Genomic DNA, 19,781 nt, shown 5'->3' with positions numbered 1-19,781 from the left:
CTGTCCATCTGTTCAGATAAACAGCTAGGAACATCATGATGCGAATCCGGACCGTCGCGGGGGCCGCGTTCGCGCTGGCACTCACCGCCTGCGGTGCGCCGACCGCCACGACCACCGATTCGCTTGTCCTCGCGGATGCCGCCGAACTGGGCGGATACAACCCGATCGCCGGTTACGGCGCGGCAGGCGAGGCGAAGATCTACGACGGTCTGCTTCGGCTCACCGGTGGCTCCGGGATGCCCGGTTTCGCACCCGCGCTGGCCACCGAGTTGCCGAGAGCCGAACCCGGTGCCGCCACGTGGACGGTGCCGCTGCGCACGGGCGTGCGGTTCAGCGACGGAACCACGTTCGACGCGGCCGATGTGGTGGCCACCTATCGCGCGATCCTCGACCCCGCCTCGGCTTCGGAGGTCCGTTCGTCGTTCTCGATGATCGAGCGGGTCGAGGCCATCGATCCCACCACCGTGCGATTCACGCTGCGGCACCCGTATGCCGCGTTCCCCACCAAGCTGCTCATCGGGATCGTGCCGTCGGAGGCGGTGGCCGAACCGGGACCCGCCACCGAGTCGGCGCTCAACACGAAGCCGGTCGGCACGGGGCCCTATCAGCTGACGACCCTCGAACCGACCCGAGCCGTCTTCGTGGCGAACGAGAACTATTGGGGCGGTGCGCCTGCCGTGAAGCGGCTCACGGTGCTCCACGTCCCCGACGACAACACCCGCGCGCAACGGATGGCGAGCGGCGAGCTGGACGGAACCTCGCTGCCGCCGCTGCTGGCCGCCACCTTCGCCGATCGCGCGCCGATGTCGGTGCACGCCAACACCTCTGCCGATTGGCGCGGTGTCTCCATGCCCGCCGGTGATCCGGTGGCCGGTGATCCCGCGGTCCGGCTCGCGCTGAATTTCGCCGTGGATCGGCAGGCCATGATCGACAACATCCTCGGTGGATACGGGCGGCCCGCTTATACGCCCATTCCGGAGGTATACGGCGAATCCCACAACCCCACCGTGTCTTTCGCCTTCGACCGGGCGCGTGCCGAGCAGATCCTCGACGCGGCGGGCTGGTTGCGTGGCGCGGACGGTGTGCGCGCGAAACAGGGTGTGCGGGCACGGTTCACGGTGATGTACAACTCCACCGATACCTTGCGCCGTGACCTCGCCATGGCGTTCGCCTCCGATGCTCGCCGGGTCGGTGTGGAGGTCGACCTCGAAGCGTTGTCCTGGGATCGGATCGAACCCCGGATCGAACGGGCAGGGATTCTGCTCGGCGGCGGCAGCGAGCCCTTCGATCCCGATACGCAGGCCTACAACACCCTGCACACCGTCGATCCGGGTGCGGGCAGTCCGTACGACAATGCCGGCCGCCACTCCGATCCCACGATCGACGCCCTGCTCGAAAAGGCCAGGCGCACCCTCGATCCGGCGGACCGGGCAGCCGCCTACCGTGCGGCGCAGACCCGCTACGCCGAGGACCCGAGCCACGTCTTCCTCGTCCATCTGGATCACACCTATGTGGTGAAGGATTCGGGGTGGACGATGTCGGGTCCGGTGCTCGAGCCACACGCGCACGGTGTGACGTGGGGGCCGTGGTGGTCGCTGCAGACCTGGACGCGCGGCTCGTGAGGGGGCGTGGCATCGCGCGGATGACGCGGCGGCGGGTGCTGACGATGATTCCGGTACTGGTCGCGGTGTCGGCGGCGCTGTTCGCGGCGGCAGCGGTGTCACCGTTCGACCCGCTCGTCGGCTACCTCGGCGACCGCTACGTCACCACCGGCGCCGCCGATCGCGCGGTACTCGCCGGGCAGTTGGGGCTCGACGTGCCCTGGTACCGGCTCTACGCGCAGTGGGCCGCCGATCTGTGCACCGGCGACCTCGGGGTTTCGCGCAGCTTCGCTCAGCCGGTGGGTGAACTTCTCGCCCAGCGGATTCCGTGGACGATGCTGCTGGTGACGGTCGCCATGACGGTGGCGGTCGCGGTGTCGCTCGTGGCCGGAGTGGTCGCGGGGATGCGCCGCGGTGGCCTGCTCGACCGGGTGGTGAGTGCCGTCTGCGTCGCCCTGCAGGGGCTGCCGCCGTTCGTGGTGTCGCTGGCCGTGATCGGGGTGTTCGCGGTGGGGCTCGGCTGGTTGCCGCCTGCCGGGCTCACCGATGCGGGCGCCGAGGTCGATGCGGCGCAGGTCGCCCGCCACCTGGTGTTGCCCGCCGCCGCCCTGGCGGTCTCGCAGCTGCCGTGGTTGTTGCTCGCGGTGCGGGAAACGGTGGCCGCCAATCGCGGTGAGGATTTCGTGGTGGGCGCGGTGACGCGCGGCATCGACACCGCGACCATCACCCGCCGCCACATCCTGCCTTCCTCGCTGGCCCCGTTCGTCACGATCCTCGGTGCGCGACTGCCCGAAGTGGTGGTCGGTGCGGTGCTGGTGGAGGAGATCTTCTCCTGGCCAGGGGTGGCGGGTGCCTTCGTACAATCGGCGAAAGACCTGGATATGGCGTTGCTGGCCACACTGACGGTCGCGACGACGGGTGCGGTGCTGCTCGGTTCGCTGCTCGCCGACATCGCGGTGGTACTGCTGGATCCCCGGGTGCGGGCCGATGGGTGAGCGTGCTCGGCGACGGCTGTTCGTCGCGGTCGCGGTGCTGGTCGCCGTGTTGATCTACGCGCTGGTCGTGCCGTGGCTCGGTGGCGTCGACGACCGGCTCACCGATTTCGCCGAGGCGCGGCGCGCCCCGTCGGCGCAGTGGTGGTTCGGTACCGATGCGGCGGGACGGTCGCTGTTCGTGCGGATCGCGGCGGCGCTGCGCACCTCACTGGTGGTCGCGGTGTGCGCGGCGGCGGTGTCGACGGTGCTCGGTGTGCTGGTCGGTGCGGTATCGGCGCTGGCAGGCGGGCGGGTCGACCGGGTGATGATGCGGTTCGCCGACACCGCCAATGCCCTGCCGCATCTGCTGCTGGGCATCGTGATCGTCGCGCTGTTCCGGGGCAATACCGTGGCCGTGGTGTTGTCCATCGGGCTCACACATTGGGTTCAGGTGGCGCGGATCGTGCGGGCGGAGAGTCTGAGCCTGCGTGAACGCGACTATGTGGCTGCCGCGGTGCTGGCCGGGGCCGGGCGCACCCATCTGTTCACCCGGCACCTGTTGCCCGCCGTGACCCCACAGGCGTTGATCGCGGTGGTTCTGCTTCTGCCGCATGCGATTTGGCATGAGTCGACGCTGTCGTTCCTCGGGTTCGGGTTGCCGCCGCACGAACCGAGTCTCGGCACGCTGCTGGAGGAGGCGCGGAGTTCGCTGTTGCTCGGCGGGTGGTGGACATTGGTGTTTCCGGCGGGGTTCCTGGTGGTGACGACGATCGCGGTCGCTGTGGCCGGATCATCGCTGCGAGGGATTCTGGTGCCGCCCAAGCCTTCCCGGATTCCGCGATGAGCAGGGTGGTCGTAAGCCCCCGCGAGGGGCTGCGGATCGATGGGCTGACGGTGCGGATTCCCGTGCGGCGTGGCGCTGTCGTGCATGCGGTGAGTGAGGTGTCGCTCGAGGTTGCGGCGGGCACGGTCACGGCGCTGGTCGGTGAATCCGGTTGCGGGAAGTCGGTTGTCGCGAGTGCGGTGATGGGGGTATTGCCGCAGGCGGCGGTGGTGAGTGGGGCCGTTCATCTCGGCCTGAGTGGTCGGAGCGTGCAGATTCTCGGTGACCGCGTCGATTCGAGCTTGCCGGCGAGCGCTGGAACCGATCTCGGCGCTTCACAATTGGACCATCCTCAGCCGATCCCAGGGGTCGCGGAGCAATCAGGTGAGCGCAGGGGCAGCGCAACCCGATGGTTGGCGCGTCTTCGTTCCCAGGTCGAACCGTACCGTGGTCGTCATATCGCGCTGGTCCCGCAGTCCGCGAGCACACACTTCACACCGGTCCGCACTCTCGGCTCACAACTCGCGGAAACCGTTGCAGTGCTGGGAACCTCGCAAACACCGGCCGACCTGCTGCGCCGAGCCGGGCTCGAACCCACAGCACTCGACCTGTATCCACACCAACTGTCCGGCGGAATGGCACAGCGGGCGGCGGTCGCGGCGGCACTGGCGGGTGATCCGGCGGTGATCATCGCCGACGAACCGACGGCCGGACTGGACCGCGACCACACCGATCGGATCGGCGCCCTGCTGCGTGAGTGCGCCGACGCGGGTGCGGCCGTCCTGCTCATCACCCACGATCTGAGTCACCTGCTGCGGGCGGGGATCGCCGACACGGTGGCGATCATGTACGCCTCGCGGTTGATGGAGGTGGGGCCCGCGGCCGAGGTGTTCGCGGATCCGTGGCACGACTACACGCGCGATCTGCTCGCCGCGCTGCCGGAGAACGGTCTGCACCCACTCCCCCATCCACCACGGGAGCTGACGAATCTGTCCGACATCTGCCCCTACGCGGGCGGTCCTACTGCGCTGGTTCGGCAACGGCGACGCATGATTCGGAAAGGTGTCGACGGTGCTCATCGCTGATTCGATCACTGTCGGCTACGGCAGCCCCGTATTCGAGGACGTGACGCTGACGATCGCGCCCGGTGAGATCGTCGGGCTCGGCGGCGAATCAGGTTCGGGCAAAACAACTCTCGCCGCTACTTTGGCGGGACTGCGCACGCCCGATGCGGGGCGGGTCACGGTCGACGGCGTATCACCCCGACGCGCACGCGGCACCACAGCCATGGTCTTCCAATCCCCGCGCGCCGCGACCAATCCTCACTTCACCGTGGCGCAGATCATCGCCGAGCCCGCCCGAATCCATCGCCGCCCCATCGATGTTCCCGCCCTGGCCGCCTCGGTCGGCCTCACCCCCGACCTCCTCGACCGCCGCCCCCACACCCTCAGCGAAGGCCAACTCCAACGCGCCTGCCTTGCCCGCGCCCTCGCCCAGAACCCGCGCTACCTACTCCTCGACGAACCGACCGCCATGCTCGACGCGGCGACAACCGCCGCCGTCATCCGCCTGGTCGTCCAGCACGCCACCACCCTCGGCGTCCTCCTCATCAGCCACGACCCCGCCCTCCTCGAGGTGGCATGCACCCGAGCCGCCACGCTGCACGATGGAAGACTGATCAATGTTGAGAGGTTGCCGAGTAGGACGTCGACTGTCGATCACTCAGAAGTCGAGGTAACCGACAATCTCCTGGAGCAAGGCATCCGGCACCGGACGCCGATGAGCCAGATTGTTGCGAAGAATGCCGAACGCCCGTAGACGTCGCTTATCCTCTCTACCTATATCGACATGACCTGATTCGACCAACCATTTCAACGAGCCGATCTCGATGATGTCGTCGTCGCGGAAGTCCAATCCTGCCAACGCCTGAGGTGTTGCCTTCGGCCGGATCATACGCTCATAGCGAGCGCGTTCTTCATCGACATAGGGGATGAGGGTGCGGTTGTGTGCCAGCCAGACGCGGCGTTCGACCTCGGCTACGTCAAGGGTGTGGGGCGCCCACCTGATGCTGTGCCCCCAACGTTCGACCCGCCCGTCACTCCACGCCTGCTCCAATGCAGCAGGCGGCATGCTCTTTCCGCGACCTATCGCCGACGTCTCCGCGCTGCGCACGGTGGAAGCGATGCCCGAGTCCTGATAGTCGGTGAGCACTGCCGCGAGGGCAGTGGTGGACCGGTCCCAACTTTCGGCCAGATGATCGATACAGGCGAGATCCCAGCCCGCCACCTCGGTGATGACAGACGCATCGACCGGTGTCAGATGGTGACGACGCGCTACCGCCGCCAACCGGGTTTCCGAATCGAGGCGATCCAGCACACCCCACCACCAGTGCACCACCGTGCGTCCCGGGTCTAGATGGGTGATCTTTTTACGCGGAAGATCGGACAGACGCACGGCGATGACAAGTTTCGGACGGTCTTCGATCGCGAGGCCACACGCATTGAGCTGTGCAGGCCAGCGGTCGACGATCTCGGCCACATCCTTGTGTCGCCAACCGGGAACGAAAACCCAGGACCCGTGCCACGCTTCCCAGCTGATGACTGTCTCCCACGCCTCGAAATGACGTTGGGCGGTGAGGTCCGCTCCGAACGTAGTGAGGACACGCGTCGGGAACGCTTCCGATGATTCGGCGCAGAACTCCGCCCGATACCCCTCCCTCGACAGGTCGTCGAGTATCACATCGGCGAGCCCGGAGGTGACGGCCGCGTCGGGGAAAACGAGTACCGCCGATCTGCCTTCGCTCAAATCGGCCGCCACGTCCTGGATGAATCTCGCCGGGCCCGGCAGGCGCGGATACTCGTCGACGCTGGGGCCGTGGTTCATGCCAGCTTGTTCACTGCCCGCGCGACGACCCGATCGATCATGTACTCGTCATTCTGTTCATTGACGACGCCGAGTATCGCGAGGTCCGTGGCGATCGCCAGCAGTTCATCGGCTTCGAAGCCAAGGACCTCAGCGATGTCGTCGATGCGTTCAAAGGTGGTCGAGCCGAGCTGCGCCCAAGGGGTGAGGAAATTCCGGGCGCTGTCGTCGATGCCGACACTGTGAAGGAATTGTGTTGCAGTTGAGGCATTTTCAGGAAACGTTGAGAGCCGCTCCCACTCCTCGCCATGGCTGATTCCTCGATTAACTACGTCGGTGATCGCCGACTCCACCAGACCCGGCCAGCCGCCGGAATGAGCCAGCAGTTCACGCCGGCCGGCGGGGGTGTTGAACGGATTGTCGTGCCACGACCGAATACCGTCGCCGGACCACTTCCCCAAGGCTATCGGTTTGGTCTCGATCACTCCCGGCATCTCGACCAGCGTTCTCGATGCGCCGACACCGTGTGAGCCATAAACGATCACGAGATGACCTTGACCACGTTTACGCAGGGAACGCACCGCCACCGCAATCTCTGCCGCCTGGTCCTTGCCAACCTTGGACGCATCAATCACCACAATACGGGGAGAGTTGGTGCCACCGCCTGCCCATTTGAACGACGACAGCCTGTGGCGGATGTCCTCGGCGGCGGCGACCGTGACGACCTCTATCGATCGTTCGGCACCCACTGTCTCCAGCACTGGCACCACCGTCGTGATCCCGAGTGCTTCGCTGCCCGCGATCACGAAATTCGTCGGCTCATACTTGGCTTTCACCGGGATGATCTGGCTGAGGTCGTGTTCACTGAGCGGACTACGCAATTCAGCGCCGTCGATCGGCACCTGACGCCGAGTGGATCTCGGGTTGTATTCGTGCGGCAGCTCGAACTGTTCCTTATTCTCGTCGAGTTCGGTTTCGAGCTGCTCCTTGCTGCCGAGCATGGTGACGACGTTGGGTGATCTCACCGAGAACCTGCCCTCGTGGTCCTTGATCAGAACACCGAGTCCGATCAATTCGTCCAGATAGACGGCGAACTCGGTGCTGTTGAGGTCCTCGAAGCCCTGCGGCCAATACAGCTCACAGTGCTCCCGGATATCTGGCGCGCTGTACTTCTCGCGGAAACTGTCGTCCATGCACATGATGGCGACCGCGAGTGCGATCACTCGATAGCGGTCCTCGAGCCGGATGGTCAACCGCAGCTTTTCAGCGATTTTGTCGCGGGTGCGCGGATCGTGGGTGACCGTGTCGATGTCGGCATCGGTGATGGTGATGAGTGGCTCGCCCTTGTGCAATGGGCGCGATTGCAGGTGATCGACGAGGTCGTTGCACACCACCTGGATGAGCCCGGGCTGGAGGTTCGTGAACGCAAGCAGCCGCCACACCAACTCCGGATTGCCGAAACGATAGCCGAGTGCTTCCAACGGCTTGACGACCAGATCACGAGCCGGTCGTGCGGACAGCGGTCCGATCAGAACGTCGCGCCCGCCGTGCGCCAACGGCGTATTCGCGACATTTTGGAGCCGTTGCACCTTGTGCAGACCGGCGAATACCGGTTTGAATCGGCCCTCACTGTTGTCGAACAGCCCCTTGAGGGGACCGATCGTCCTGAATGCCAGCGGCGCACTGGATTCCTTCTCGAGAAATGCATCGGCCTCGTCGAGCAACAACAGAAGCCGTCGGGAGTCCTTGTCGTCCAGCCAGTTCCGTATCGCTCGAATCACCGGTTCCGGTTTGCGAACATTGGCATTGGGTTTGATGCCGACGTTGCCGATCTGGGCGAGTTCGTTGTAGAGGACTTGCCACAGCCGGTCCGATTCCGCCCAAGTACCGATGCCATGCGAGTTGAGGTCGATGAAAATCGCATATTGGTCCGGGACGGAATTGAAGTCGCGTTGGATCTTGCGCAGCAGCGCCGATTTGCCGAGCTGGCGGCCACCGTAGACGAAGAGGCTACCTGCCCTGTCGGTCAGCTGGTTGAGCTCGTCGGCACGTCCCACGAATACTTCATCAGGAACGTTGCCGGCGACGACCGTGTAGTGAGTGAAACAGGTGAACGGCAGGGTGATCTGCTGTACTGCACGGAACGACCGCGGATAGTGCGCCGCAACAAACGCCGCCACCGCATGATCGACGACAATGGCGCTGATCTTGTTGTCTCTGCACACATTCAAGCACTGACGACGCTGGTCGAGGGTCAGCACCCCGTCGAACAGGACGATATTGGGACCGTTCTTGGTCGGGAATCCCGAGGACAGTGTCTCGCGCAGCAGTTTCTGATCTGCGGTAGCCGCGACCATATAGTGCGTGGTCCGACTTCCCAAGCCTGGAACCAACGACCCGTCCACGGGAGCTGCGGTCACCCGGAAAAGTTCGAAGTGACGTATGCCCGGGCCGGTCTTCCGAGCCATTTCACCACGGGTGTCCAATCCGAGCGCTCGCAGAATCGCGAAGACATTGTCCTGCCGAGCCGACCGCGATCCGTGGCTGCGCTTGTGGATGAGCGAATCCCAGCTGCGCAACCGTCCGAGATCACCGTGCAGGTTCTCCCCGTTTGGTCGGTCGGCGGTGAACTGAGCTACAACATCCTCGATCGATGAGATTCGTGACTGATCCAACCCGGCAAGCGCGGTGACGAATGAGTCGAAAACATGGGCGCCGATGGAGATGTCGTCGGAAACTTCCTCAGGCAGCGGTCCGCTGCGTGCCAGCGCAAGCAGCTCGTTCGCTCCGACGAAGTCTTCGCCTTCGATGAGGTGCATGACACGGTTGCGGTCGGCCTCGACGGTGATCTCCTCGCCGACCCTGCGACGCAGCACTGCGGCGGACTGCTCTCGATGCTGGGTTAGCGTGTCGGCCAGTGCGCGCAAGTCGGCTACTTGCAAGTCGAAGCGGTCCCCCACATAGTTCGCGGGCTCCACGAGTGCGGCTTCAGCGTCCGTATAGGCCGCTCGGGTGAAGTCGTCGGAGTAGGTCCGGCCCAGCTCCGCGCGTACCGCGTCGGTCTCGCGTCGCAGCTTTCGCTGCCAATTCGATCGTTCCGAGTCGAGGCGTTCCTGCAACTCAGGGGTTTGTCGCGCCACTGCTGCGGCTTCCTGCAGATCACCCCGTTTGACATATGCCTCGAACAGTTCTCGTGGGGGCTGCGGTGCGCGCAGCTCCTCGATCACCTGAGCGGCGTTCTCCGGACGAACGATTGGCAAGCCGTTGACATCGCGGGCAGCGCAAATCACCGGTAGCGACTCTTCGAGCAGGACCTGCAATTCCCCCGTTCTCCGCGGCGTGGGATTCGGCAACGTGATCCAGTAAGCGATCCGGGTCATCGCGGCGTCGCCTGGTCCTTTGTCCGCCGGCTCCCCTTCGACACTTCTGGCAGCCTCCACCAGCTTACGCCGGGACTCCTGGAACACGGCGACGCGAGAGTCTCCGCCTACCACGACTACAGCATTCAAAGCTGCCGCCACACAATCGCTGACCGATTCGATGGCCTTGCAAAGACTGGTTCGGGCATGCGCGACAATCGGTGACCGCTTGTGCCGCTGTGCAGAATTCACCGCAATGTCGGCGCGCGTGATCAACTCATCCGGCGACTCCAGCTCGGCGAGGACCCCCGCGAGGGCCTCACGGCGCTCCTCCCCAGCAGTCGGCGCCAGCACCGCTTCGAGCGCGGCGCCGAGCGGCTCCTGTCGACGCAACAGACAACGCAGTGCCTTGTCCGCACGGGTGAAGTTGATCCGCAAATGCTCCAACTGCTCGCGAAGCGCGCGAGCGCGCTCGTGCACCTCGTCGATCGACAACTCGAGCCGGCCACCGAAGTCCTGCAGATGCTGGTAATTCCGGTCACCGGCGGCGGTGGCCACCTCCACCAGATTTCGCCAGCCGACATCGAGGTTCGCTTGGCGAGCGATACTCTCCAACTCCGAACGCGGAATCCAGCCTGCCGTTAGTGAAGCCCGCAGCGTCGCCGCCAGTGCAACACGCGCGGACTGGCAGTTGCTGAATTCATCCTCGTGCGGCATCCGCTTCGTAAGGGCGATCAAAACATCCGACGCATCGATACCGCCGGGCACAGCGTGGAACGCGTCAGCTGCCAGCCGGTAGGCCATCACATCGAGCTTCGGAAGCCCCCCGGCTTCCGCGACCAGCCACGCCGCACCGAAACGTCCAGCACGGATATGCTCGACGAGATCCTCGCTGACATCGATTGCGACCACCTCATCGCGCAAGGCAACATCCTCTGCGAGGCAATCGTCCGGCGCAACGAACAGTTCGTCCGCTGACTTGCCATCCGGTTCGACAGCTATCCCCGGGACGTCTGGGTCGCCTACCTCTGTGGGATCCAGGTCCGGGAGTGCCGCGCGGCCGACCGCTCTGCCGTCCACCGCAGTGTCATCGTCATCGGTCCAGACCCTGTTCGCCTGCTTTTGTGCGTCCACGTCGCGTGCTGTCGCGCTGTCAAGCGGTGCGGCGACAGCAGTGCCGACCTCATTATCATTGTCTGCAGTGCCGGTGGTCTCGATAACCTCATCGGCCGTCGATTCCTCGCCGAGTTCCTCCACGAGCCGATCGATCTCCGCGCAAGCACGATCATAGGCTCGCTGGAATTCTTCTGCGCCCGTCCCGACATGCGGCTCGAGGCTCGTCAACATTACGCGCAGACTGGCGATCTTCGACTGGGCCTCGGCGCGCTCGTGCTCTTGCTGTTCCTGCTGTTGCAGCAGCAGTCTCGCTCGCTCCTGCTCTACGAGGTACGCACGGACAGCCTGCAACGTGTCAAACGAGGCGCCAGTCGGCGGGGCATCGATTCCCAGCGTGCTCCACATCGACCACAGTTGAGTATTCCACGACGTCACCACGTCCTGCACGCCAATCGTAGACCGACGGCCAGCGCGGATCTCGTCTGCGGCGGCAACCAACACAGTCGCCGATTGCTCGGCTTGTTCCCGCAGTTGCGCCACCAGCGAATCAAGGACAACCGGTTCGATGTCCGTATGAACGCCGATGATGTCGAATTCGCAGCTTCCCTCATCCTCACCGGCGGTGACTTCGACTGATACATCAGCAACTGGATTCGGTTCCGACCGGTACCCGCGCAGAATCTTCCGGAAGCTGTCCACCGTCACGCCTTGTTCGGAATGCAGCGCCAGTACCGCTCGCACCCCGACTGAATGCGGCACACTCCCGCCCTCGTTCGCCCGCGTAAGGATCTCCTGGGAGAACCTCCCCGGCAGCATCTGCAGTAGCGCATCGGAAGCGGCTGGCATGGCCATCCACCGCCGAAACAGGCGAGCATCAATCCGTACATTCTTCGGCTTGTTGGCCTTCGCTCGCACCCCCTCGCGCAGACCTTCGCTAGAGGCCAACAGTTGCTCGATCTCCTCATCGAGCAGAAGCTGCAAGCATTGACGCACCAGTGAGCTCTGCACTGACCAAATATGCCACATCACAACGGGTTTGACGGCCCGAATGCCGAAGACGTTGCCGCTTGTATCGGCGCACTCCCGGTTGCATCGAGGGCCTGCCGGACGGTGTGGCAGTTGGCATCGCGCGGGGCTCGGCCATCAAGCCAGGCGGATGCGCAGGGATTCGTATGTGGGGATGAAGACTTTCCGGCGGTATCGGCGTTCGACGATCTCCCAGGGACGACCTGCGGCAGTGAGGGATTCGAGCAGGGCGGTGAGTTCGGAGTGGACCAGCTGCGCGCCAAGGCACAGGTGGCGGCCGCCGCCGAACCAGAGCTGGCGGGTTTCGGGGTTGTAGTCGCGATGGATGTCGAAATCGCCCGCGGCGTTGTTGATGGTCCAGGTGAGGATCTTGACGTGATCGCCTGCTTTCAGATCGCGGTCGGCGACGCGGACGTCGGCGGTGACAGACCGTCCGACGAGGTAGGCGGGGCTCGTGACGCGCAGGGTCTCGCGGACCGCGTCAGGGAGACGGTGGGGTGCGGCGAGCAGGGCTCGATGCTGGTCGCTGTCGTGCATGATCGCGACCATCCTGGTCATGGCACTGGCCAGGGTGTCGGTGCCCGCGACCGCCATGAGGATCGCCAGCCCGGCCGCGTGTTCGACGGCGAGACCGAGTTCGCGGCAGCGGCCGAGGGTGGTGTCGGGGTCGGCGCGCTCGTAGGCGGCGGGAACATTCACGGCGAGCCGAGTGGCCAATTCCCTGGCCCGCGCCACCGCGACCGGGTCGAGGGTGGTGGAGGTCATGGTGCCGAAACCCAGGTTGACCAGCTCCTCAACATGATGGAACAGGCGAAGGAACAGCGCGTCCTGGTCGGCTTCGGGATCGCCGCCGATCGCCGCGGCGATGTCCTCGGGTCGCATGCCGACCAGGTCGGAGACGCTGCGGCCGACGAGGATCTGCGCTCTGGCCGCCATGTCGACGGTCTCGCCCGCTGCCAGCCGCTCCCGCAGGTCGCGCAGGTCGGGGCCGATGACGCGCCGGACCAGCGCGTCGGTGTGGGTGAGGGTGAAGAGGTCACGCACCTTGGTGCGCAATTCGGTGTGCCCCGGGCCTTCGAACAGGTCCTGCACCCAGTCACCGATCACCTGCGACCACCAGTGCCCGGCCGCCCCCTCGGAGACGATGCTGAAGTGCGTGCTGTCGTTGTAGATCTGCCGGGCGATCACGGGATCGGCGACGAACCAACCGAGTGCGGGCACTTTGCGCACCGGCCGCGCGACCCGTCCCAGCAGCAATAAGCCCGGTAACCAGGGCTGACCTGCGGCGAGTAGGGTGAGTTCACGGCGACGAGCAGTACTCCACACCCCGGCAGAATCTAGCTGACCAGGCCCGATTAGTGAAGGTCTGTGACTAGGATCGGCGGCACGCGCGGTGGCGGAGTCGGCCTTCGCGCGATAGCTGGAAGTGACACACATGGTGAGATCGACAATCGAAGCGATCGGCGCGTACCTGCCGTCCCGCGAGCTGACCACGACGGAACTGATGAGCAGGCTGGCCGTCGAGGCGCCGCTGGATCTGGAGAAGGTCAGCGGGGTCAGGGCCCGCCGGGTGCGCGGTGACGACGAGGACTCGTTCACCATCGCCCTCGCCGCGGCCCGCACCGCACTGGACAACTCGCGCTACGAAGCCGCCGACCTCGACGTGGTGATCTCCTGTTCGATCACCCGCACCCGAGGCACCGATTTCTGCCTGGAACCGTCGTTCGCGCTGATGCTGCGCAACACCCTCCGCGCCACCCGCGCGATACATTTCGACGTCTCCAATGCCTGCGCGGGCATGCTGACCGGAGTTCTGGTGCTGGACAGGATGATCCGGTCCGGCGCGGTGAAACGCGGCCTCGTGGTCTCCGGTGAGTGCATCACGCCGATCTCCGACACCGCGGTCCGCGAGATCTCCGAGAAGTACGACCCGCAATTCGCTTCGCTCACCGTCGGCGACGCGGGCGCGGCCGTGCTGCTCGAGGCCACCGACGGGCCCGGCCTGGACTACGTGGAACTCAATACCAGCGCCGCCTACGCCAAGTTGTGCCTCGGTATGCCGAGCGACCGCAGCGCGGGCGTGGCGCTCTACACCGACAACCGGGCGATGCACAACGAATCGCGGTACCTGCTGTGGACCTCGCGCCAGCAGCGGTTCCTCACCGAGCGCGACTCGAGTTTCGCCGCCGAAGGCTACGACTACCTGATCCACCACCAATTCAGCGGCCCGGCAGTCGACTTGATCGACAAGATCGCCGAGCGCGAGTTCGACTCGGTGATGCCACCCAAGCTCGCCGTGCTCGACAAGTACGGAAACACCGCGTCGACTTCGCATTTCGTCGTTCTGCACGACGCCCTGCGGGACGGCCGGATCGCACCGGGGTCGAAGGTATTGCTCGTGCCCGCCGCCTCCGGGGTGGTCGCGGGATTTTTGTCGGTGACACTGGGCGATCTTCGGGTATAGGACAGTATGGGAATTATCATTTCGGCGGCGATCACACGCACCGGCGGCGTCAGCTCGGTGGGTCAGGCGGCCGAGGCCGCCCGCGCCGCGCTCGACGCGGCGGGCTGTCCGCACGAGCAGGTCGACGCGCTCATCAATGTCGGGGTGTACCGCGACGCCAACCTGGTGGAACCGGCGGTGGCGGCGCTCATCCAGCAGGCCGCCGGTGTGGGCCTCGAGTACCGGCCCGGTGATGTGCCGTGCCTGTCGTTCGACCTCATGAACGGCGCCTGCGGGCCGGTGAACGCCATCGGGGTGGCCGCCTCGCTGCTGGCCGACCTGCCCAACGGGCACGTGGTGATCGTCTCCGGTGACGCGCATCCGTCGATGAGCGCGGACGCGCACTTCCCGTTCCAGCCCGTCGGCGCGGCGTTCGTCCTCGAGAACCGGGCCGACGCGGCCGGTTTCGGTGACGTCCACGTGAGCGCGGGCGACACCCTGCCCGATGCGCAGGGGTACGTGGCGCTCGCCGAGATGGGCGCCGCGGGGCGCTCCGCGCTGACCGTCGAACTCGCCACCGGCACAACCGAACTCGTCGAGCACGCGGTGATCGCGGCGCGCGACGCACTGACCACCGACGGTCTCGACGCGGCCGATACAGTACTGGTGTGCGGCAAGCCGACGCCGGACTTCGCCACCGAACTGGCGCGCGAACTCGGCGTCGCGGCGGTGGTGACCGACGACTTCGCCGGTGACGCCCATACCTCCGCCCTCACCGGCGCCTATGTCGCCGCGCGAGCGGCGGGACACGACAATCGTGCGCTGCTGTTCGTCGCCGCCGACGGCGGGCCGACGGCGGCGGCGGTGACCTACCGAGGACAGGGAGTGCGGTGAGCAGTCGTCCGTTGCATGCGGTCTCTACGGAGGGTGATTTCTGGCAGGTGAGTGTGCCCCAACCGGGCCGTCACCGGGCCGAACCCCCGCGTGCCCCGAGCCGCGAGGCGGTGCTCGCACTGCGGGCGATCCCGGTTTTCGGGTGGTTGTTCCTGATCCTCGGTGTGGTCCGCCCGTTCCGCACCAAGCTGCTGCGGGTCGCGTTCTGGATCGATGTGGTGCTCAGTGTCGGCGTGCATGCCGCGCAGATCCCGGCCGCGCGGCGGGTGGCCGCCGAACGCGGTATCCCGGCAGGCCGGGCCGCGCTGATGACGATGCTGCTCGGCGCCACCTGGTGGAAGACCCTGGGCGAGCCATGACCGACCGGCGCCCGTGAGAAAGCCGCTGTGGGTGGTGATCCCCGCGTTCGACGAGGAACGCGGGATCGAGGCGACGCTGGAAGCTCTTGCCGCCCAACGCGACACCGATTTCACGGTGGTCGTCGTCGACAACAATTCGACCGATCGCACCGTCGAGGTGGTGCGTAAATTCGCCGCGGCGAACCCCGTTCCGGTGATCGAGGTGATCGGCGAGGCACAGAAGGGCACCGGCGCGGCGGCCGACACCGGCATGCGGTACGCCATCGCACAGGGCGCGCAACTGCTGGCCCGCACCGACGCCGACTGCCTGCCCGCACCGGACTGGACGCAGCGGATCCGCGCCGGGTTCGACTCCGGTCTGCGCCTGGTGAGCGGGCAGCTGATTCCCCGGACCGACGAGGGGGTTTCGTGGCGGGACCGCACGATCATCCGCATCGCGCTCGAGGTGGCTTCGCTGTTCGGGAAGGTGCGCTCGGGCAATCGTGACCCGAGATATCTCGGGCCGTATGTGATGACACCGGGGTGCAATATGGCCATCACCGCCGAACTCTATTCGGCCGCAGGCGGATTCCCCCGGACCGCCATCGAGGACCTGCACGAGGACCGTGCCCTCGTGAACGCGGTGCGCACCATCACCACCGATTACGGGCTGCGCCGTGACGTGCGGGTGTACGGGTCGAACCGGCGGGTGCGCGCGTGGGGTATTCGCAAAACGCTGGCCTGGTACGCCGATCACCGGTACCGGCCCGAGGTGGTCGACATCCGGTGAGCTCGTTGTTTCCCGATTTCCTCGACCGTCTCGCCACCCACGCCACCCGCATTCCGGACGCCTCCGCGCTCGGAACCGTCGGCAAGCGGGCGCTCACCTATCGCGAGCTGGTCGACACGATCGGCCGGGTGGCACACAATCTGCGGGTCGCCGGGTTGCGGCCGGGTGATCGGATGCTGTTCTCGATCCGGCCGTCGGTGAGTTCGGTCGGCTTGATCTTCGGCACCATCGCCGCGGGCGGGACGATTGTATTCGTGGATCCCGGCGTGGGGCCGGAGTTGTTCGCCAAGCGCATCGCTCTCGTCGAACCACGCTGGGCGGCAACAGAATCGCTGCTCTATGCGGTGAGTGGGCCGCTGGCCGGATTCGGGCGCAAGCGTGGGTTGACGTTGCCCCGGTTCAGTGAGCTCGAAGTTCGGCACCTGCACAGCGGGGTGTGGTTGCCCGGCACGCCCATGCGATCCCTCCCGCTGCGCCGCGTATTCGGTGATGCGCCGGATTCGTCTCTGCCTCAGGGTGATCCGGAAGCGGAGGCTTTGATCGTCTTCACCTCGGGCACCACCGACGAGCCGAAAGCCGTTGTGCATACCCGTGCTTCGCTGAGCGCAGGGCTGGCGGCGATGGGTGGGCAGACCAGCCTCGCGCCCGGCGCGTTCCTGCACACCGAACAGCTCATGATGGGTCTGCCCGCGCTGATGTCGGGTGCGCGCTGGGCCATGCCGAAGTATCCCCGCTTCGGCACCCACATCGATCCGGTGCGGTTCACCCGCGACCTGCGCAGCGCCACCCACGCCTTCTACACCCCCGCCGACCTCGCCGTGGCCCTCGACGCGCTGGAGGCGGGCACGATCGCCGCACCGCAGAACCTGCGTCAGGTCGCGCTCGGTGGTGCGCCGGTGACGGCCGCGCTGCTGCGCCGGGCACAGAAGTCGTTGCCCGACACCGAGTTTCTCGCGGTATACGGCATGACCGAGATCCTGCCCGTCGCCGTTGCCACCGGCGCGGACAAGCTCGTCCACGACGGTGACCTGCTCGGCACGCCTGTTCGCGGCGTCCGGGCACGCATCGCCGACGACGGCGAACTCGTCCTGAGCGGACCGAACCTGTGCCGCGGCTACCTTGGTTCCGCACCGCTGACCGAGATCGCGACCGGCGACCTCGCCCGTTTCGACGGCACCAGGCTGGTCCTCACCGGACGCAAGAAGGACATGATGATCCGGGGCAAGACCAACATCTACCCCGGACTCTACGAACCGGCGATCGCCGGCGTCGACGGGGTGCGCGAGGCCGTGCTGGTCGGGCTGCCCGACGAGATCGGCGACGAACGCATCGTCCTCGCGATCGTCGCCGAGCCCGGCGCGGGCGATGTGGTCGACCGCCTCCGCACGGTCTTACCGCAGCTCATCGACACCTCCGCCCTGCCGGACGACATCGTGGTCGTCGACCGCATCCCTGTCACAGGCCGGACAAGCAAGCCCGATCGGACCACGCTGCGCGAAATGGTGCGAGCTCTCCTGCCATAACCGCATCCGTAGCATTCTGTACACGCCGTAGCAGCAAAGTACAACTCGAGCCATTGGTTCGCCGGACATTCGTGCCGGTCTCCGAGCTCGCGCGCACCAGCGCGACCTTGCCTGCTGTCGGATACGAACAGTGGCGTGCCGACCTCGATGCGATGATCGATCCGGAAGTCCCCGGCCGTGAGTGAGGCTGCCGAACCTCTCAATATCCTGCTGGACACTTCGGTCCTCATCGATTACGCCGAGATCCACACCGAGCTTCCCAGTCAGGCCGAAGCCGCGATTAGCGCAGTCAGCCTCGCCGAACTCGCGGCCGGAGTCCACGCGGCGAAGGACCCGGTGCATCGAGCACAGCGACAACTCCAGTTCCACTGGGTAGTACGAACCTTCGATCCCTTGGTATTCGACGCCGAGACAGCGCATGTTTACGGATCATTGGCTTTACTGGTCGAACAGCTCGGCCGCAAACCCCGCAGTCGCGTCGCAGACCTGCAGATCGCTGCGACCGCTGTCCAGCATGCACTGCCGCTATACACACGGAACCCGGACGATTTCAAGGATCTAGGTCCTCTGCTCAACGTTATTCCGGTCTGAGCAACCGACTATGGCGGTCATGGTGTCGGCCAGGGCTTCAATGGTTGCCCTGGGGAGCATGGTGTCGACGTAGCAGAAGGTGATCGACATGGTGTTGTCGAAGGTGGCGACACCTACGGTGAGGGCGCTGGCACAGGAGTTGGTTCCCGCTACCGTGACGTCGGTGATGTGCAGGGGCTCGGGGGTTGCCGGTGGAGTGATGCGGCCGAGGTTGCTGAGGGTGACGTTCCAGGGGGCGCGGCGGTCGATGAGTTCGATGGTGCGCCTGCCGGATTCGAGGGTGCGGGGGCAGCCGTAGCGGATGGCCGCCAGGGAGCGCAGGTCGATGTGGCGGGCGATTCCCCTGTCCAGCTGTGCTTTTGCGGATCGCGCGGCGTCGGACGGATCGGTTCCGAAGGGGACGAAGGTGGGGACTACTGCGGTGAACATGCCTGGTTCGTCCTCGGCGGGAGATGGATTCAGGCGGGTGCGGATGTCGACGGGGATGCCGATGCCCACCGTGCCGGTCTCTTTCGGGGCATAGCCGCCGATCGTCTCGGCCAGCGCTGCTGCCAACAGCGCGTTGACGGTGACACTTTCGCTTTGACAGCGGGCGCGCAGCGCAGTGAGCTTCTCCCCCGCGATCGTGCGAACGACCGTGCGGGTGCGGCGTAGCGGCAGCGGTGGCGGACAGCCGGGCAGGCTCACCGCGCGCCGGGCGAAGGCGGTGAGCTGGGCGGACACATTCGTCCACAGGCAGCGCGACATCCGGGTCTGCGCGGGAGGGATGAGATCATCCGGCGCCGGAATCGCCGGGCGGGCGGTGACCACCGGTTGGGCACCGAAGGCGTAGGCGAGCAGTCGCCAGACGAGCGCGACCATCGAACGCCCGTCGAGATAGACATGCGAGAACACCACGATCAGATCGTGCTGCTCGTCGTCGGCGCCCGGCCGAAACGCGAGATCGATAATCCGGCCCGGCGCGGTCGCCGAGTCGACAGGCGTCGCGAGCTGAGTGTCGAACACCGTGTGCCAGTCATCGAGCTCGGCGACGATGCGATGCAACACCGGCAGATGCGGGTCCGCCGACGCGGCGAAACACGGCCCCTCCCCCACCACCGCCCGCAACAACGGAAACTCCGCGACAAGCGCTTCGGCAGCGAACTCCAGCCGATAAGCCCCGATCGGCCCCCGCACCCGAATCCGCACCACACAATTCGCGGGCGACAACTGATCCACCAACCAGAACCACCGCTCCGACGCCGACAACGCACGCTCTACCGCCACCCGCATCGCCCGAGCGTACGACGCCACCCGCTGCTCAGGGCCGTGTTGACCGACGGCGCCGAAGACCGGGCGCAGGTCTGCGTTATCCCTAGAACTTCCATTCGGAGCTGAATCGAAACCCTCGACCAGAGGATCCGCTGACAGAATTTCCTGATCAAGCAGTAGAAATTCCAGT

15 protein-coding genes are annotated in these 19,781 nt (G+C 65.9%); 11 read left to right on the top strand and 4 right to left on the bottom strand.

The features are described 5' to 3' along the window. Window positions 1-38: 38 nt before the first annotated feature. Genes AB0I19_RS23210 through AB0I19_RS23190 form a run of 5 tightly spaced genes read left to right on the top strand, consistent with a single transcriptional unit; the run spans window position 39 to window position 5,216 of the window. On the top strand, window positions 39-1,622 hold the full coding sequence (locus tag AB0I19_RS23210; protein WP_357151088.1) for an ABC transporter substrate-binding protein: 1,584 nt from the start codon (window positions 39-41) through the stop codon (window positions 1,620-1,622). A gap of 20 nt (window positions 1,623-1,642) precedes the next feature. Then, a complete protein-coding gene (locus AB0I19_RS23205) occupies window positions 1,643-2,596 on the top strand; it encodes an ABC transporter permease (protein ID WP_357151278.1) in 954 nt (317 codons plus the stop codon). Continuing rightward, window positions 2,589-3,419, top strand: coding sequence for an ABC transporter permease (locus AB0I19_RS23200; RefSeq protein ID WP_357151086.1), 831 nt, complete (start codon window positions 2,589-2,591; stop codon window positions 3,417-3,419). Before AB0I19_RS23205 ends, AB0I19_RS23200 begins: the two co-directional genes overlap by 8 nt. After that, window positions 3,416-4,483 (top strand): ATP-binding cassette domain-containing protein, encoded by a 1,068-nt coding sequence (locus AB0I19_RS23195; protein WP_357151084.1) that lies wholly within the window; start codon window positions 3,416-3,418, stop codon window positions 4,481-4,483. The genes AB0I19_RS23200 and AB0I19_RS23195 overlap by 4 nt, the downstream gene beginning before the upstream one ends. Then, entirely contained in the window at window positions 4,470-5,216 is a 747-nt protein-coding gene (locus tag AB0I19_RS23190; protein WP_357151082.1) for an ATP-binding cassette domain-containing protein, read from the top strand. The genes AB0I19_RS23195 and AB0I19_RS23190 overlap by 14 nt, the downstream gene beginning before the upstream one ends. Here the strand turns inward: AB0I19_RS23190 and AB0I19_RS23185 are convergent. The 3 genes from AB0I19_RS23185 to AB0I19_RS23175 form a co-directional block, all read right to left on the bottom strand. After that, window positions 5,121-6,281, bottom strand: a complete 1,161-nt coding sequence (locus AB0I19_RS23185) for a hypothetical protein (protein WP_357151080.1) — start codon at window positions 6,279-6,281, stop codon at window positions 5,121-5,123. The genes AB0I19_RS23190 and AB0I19_RS23185 overlap by 96 nt on opposite strands. Beyond that, a complete protein-coding gene (locus AB0I19_RS23180) occupies window positions 6,278-11,743 on the bottom strand; it encodes a hypothetical protein (RefSeq protein WP_357151078.1) in 5,466 nt (1,821 codons plus the stop codon). The genes AB0I19_RS23185 and AB0I19_RS23180 overlap by 4 nt, the downstream gene beginning before the upstream one ends. A gap of 135 nt (window positions 11,744-11,878) precedes the next feature. Then, window positions 11,879-12,982 carry a cytochrome P450 gene (locus AB0I19_RS23175; RefSeq protein ID WP_357151076.1) on the bottom strand — a complete coding sequence of 368 codons (1,104 nt, stop codon included), beginning with the start codon at window positions 12,980-12,982 and terminating at the stop codon, window positions 11,879-11,881. A 214-nt stretch (window positions 12,983-13,196) separates the two neighbouring features. Between AB0I19_RS23175 and AB0I19_RS23170 the strand changes: the two genes are divergently transcribed. The 6 genes from AB0I19_RS23170 to AB0I19_RS23145 all read left to right on the top strand — a co-directional run bounded on the left by AB0I19_RS23170 (window position 13,197) and on the right by AB0I19_RS23145 (window position 18,340). After that, window positions 13,197-14,225 (top strand): 3-oxoacyl-[acyl-carrier-protein] synthase III C-terminal domain-containing protein, encoded by a 1,029-nt coding sequence (locus AB0I19_RS23170; RefSeq protein ID WP_357151074.1) that lies wholly within the window; start codon window positions 13,197-13,199, stop codon window positions 14,223-14,225. A 6-nt stretch (window positions 14,226-14,231) separates the two neighbouring features. Continuing rightward, window positions 14,232-15,098, top strand: coding sequence for a hypothetical protein (locus tag AB0I19_RS23165; protein ID WP_357151072.1), 867 nt, complete (start codon window positions 14,232-14,234; stop codon window positions 15,096-15,098). After that, the gene (locus AB0I19_RS23160) at window positions 15,095-15,457 is read left to right on the top strand and encodes a hypothetical protein (protein WP_357151070.1); all 363 of its coding nucleotides are present in this window, start codon (window positions 15,095-15,097) and stop codon (window positions 15,455-15,457) included. The genes AB0I19_RS23165 and AB0I19_RS23160 overlap by 4 nt, the downstream gene beginning before the upstream one ends. A 13-nt stretch (window positions 15,458-15,470) precedes the next feature. Next, complete coding sequence (locus AB0I19_RS23155) at window positions 15,471-16,226, top strand: glycosyltransferase family A protein (RefSeq protein WP_357151068.1); 756 nt, start codon at window positions 15,471-15,473, stop codon at window positions 16,224-16,226. Next, window positions 16,223-17,749, top strand: a complete 1,527-nt coding sequence (locus tag AB0I19_RS23150; RefSeq protein ID WP_357151066.1) for a class I adenylate-forming enzyme family protein — start codon at window positions 16,223-16,225, stop codon at window positions 17,747-17,749. The genes AB0I19_RS23155 and AB0I19_RS23150 overlap by 4 nt, the downstream gene beginning before the upstream one ends. 177 nt (window positions 17,750-17,926) lie before the next feature. Next, a complete protein-coding gene (locus AB0I19_RS23145) occupies window positions 17,927-18,340 on the top strand; it encodes a type II toxin-antitoxin system VapC family toxin (protein WP_357151064.1) in 414 nt (137 codons plus the stop codon). Here AB0I19_RS23145 and AB0I19_RS23140 read toward each other — a convergent pair. After that, the gene (locus tag AB0I19_RS23140; protein WP_357151062.1) at window positions 18,308-19,612 is read right to left on the bottom strand and encodes a hypothetical protein; all 1,305 of its coding nucleotides are present in this window, start codon (window positions 19,610-19,612) and stop codon (window positions 18,308-18,310) included. The genes AB0I19_RS23145 and AB0I19_RS23140 overlap by 33 nt on opposite strands. Between the last annotated feature and the right edge of the window lie 169 nt (window positions 19,613-19,781).

This window comes from Nocardia sp. NPDC050413 (assembly GCF_040655475.1).
GTDB classification, from domain to species: Bacteria; Actinomycetota; Actinomycetes; order Mycobacteriales; family Mycobacteriaceae; genus Nocardia; species Nocardia coubleae.
This window is presented reverse-complemented; position numbering and strand designations above follow the sequence as displayed.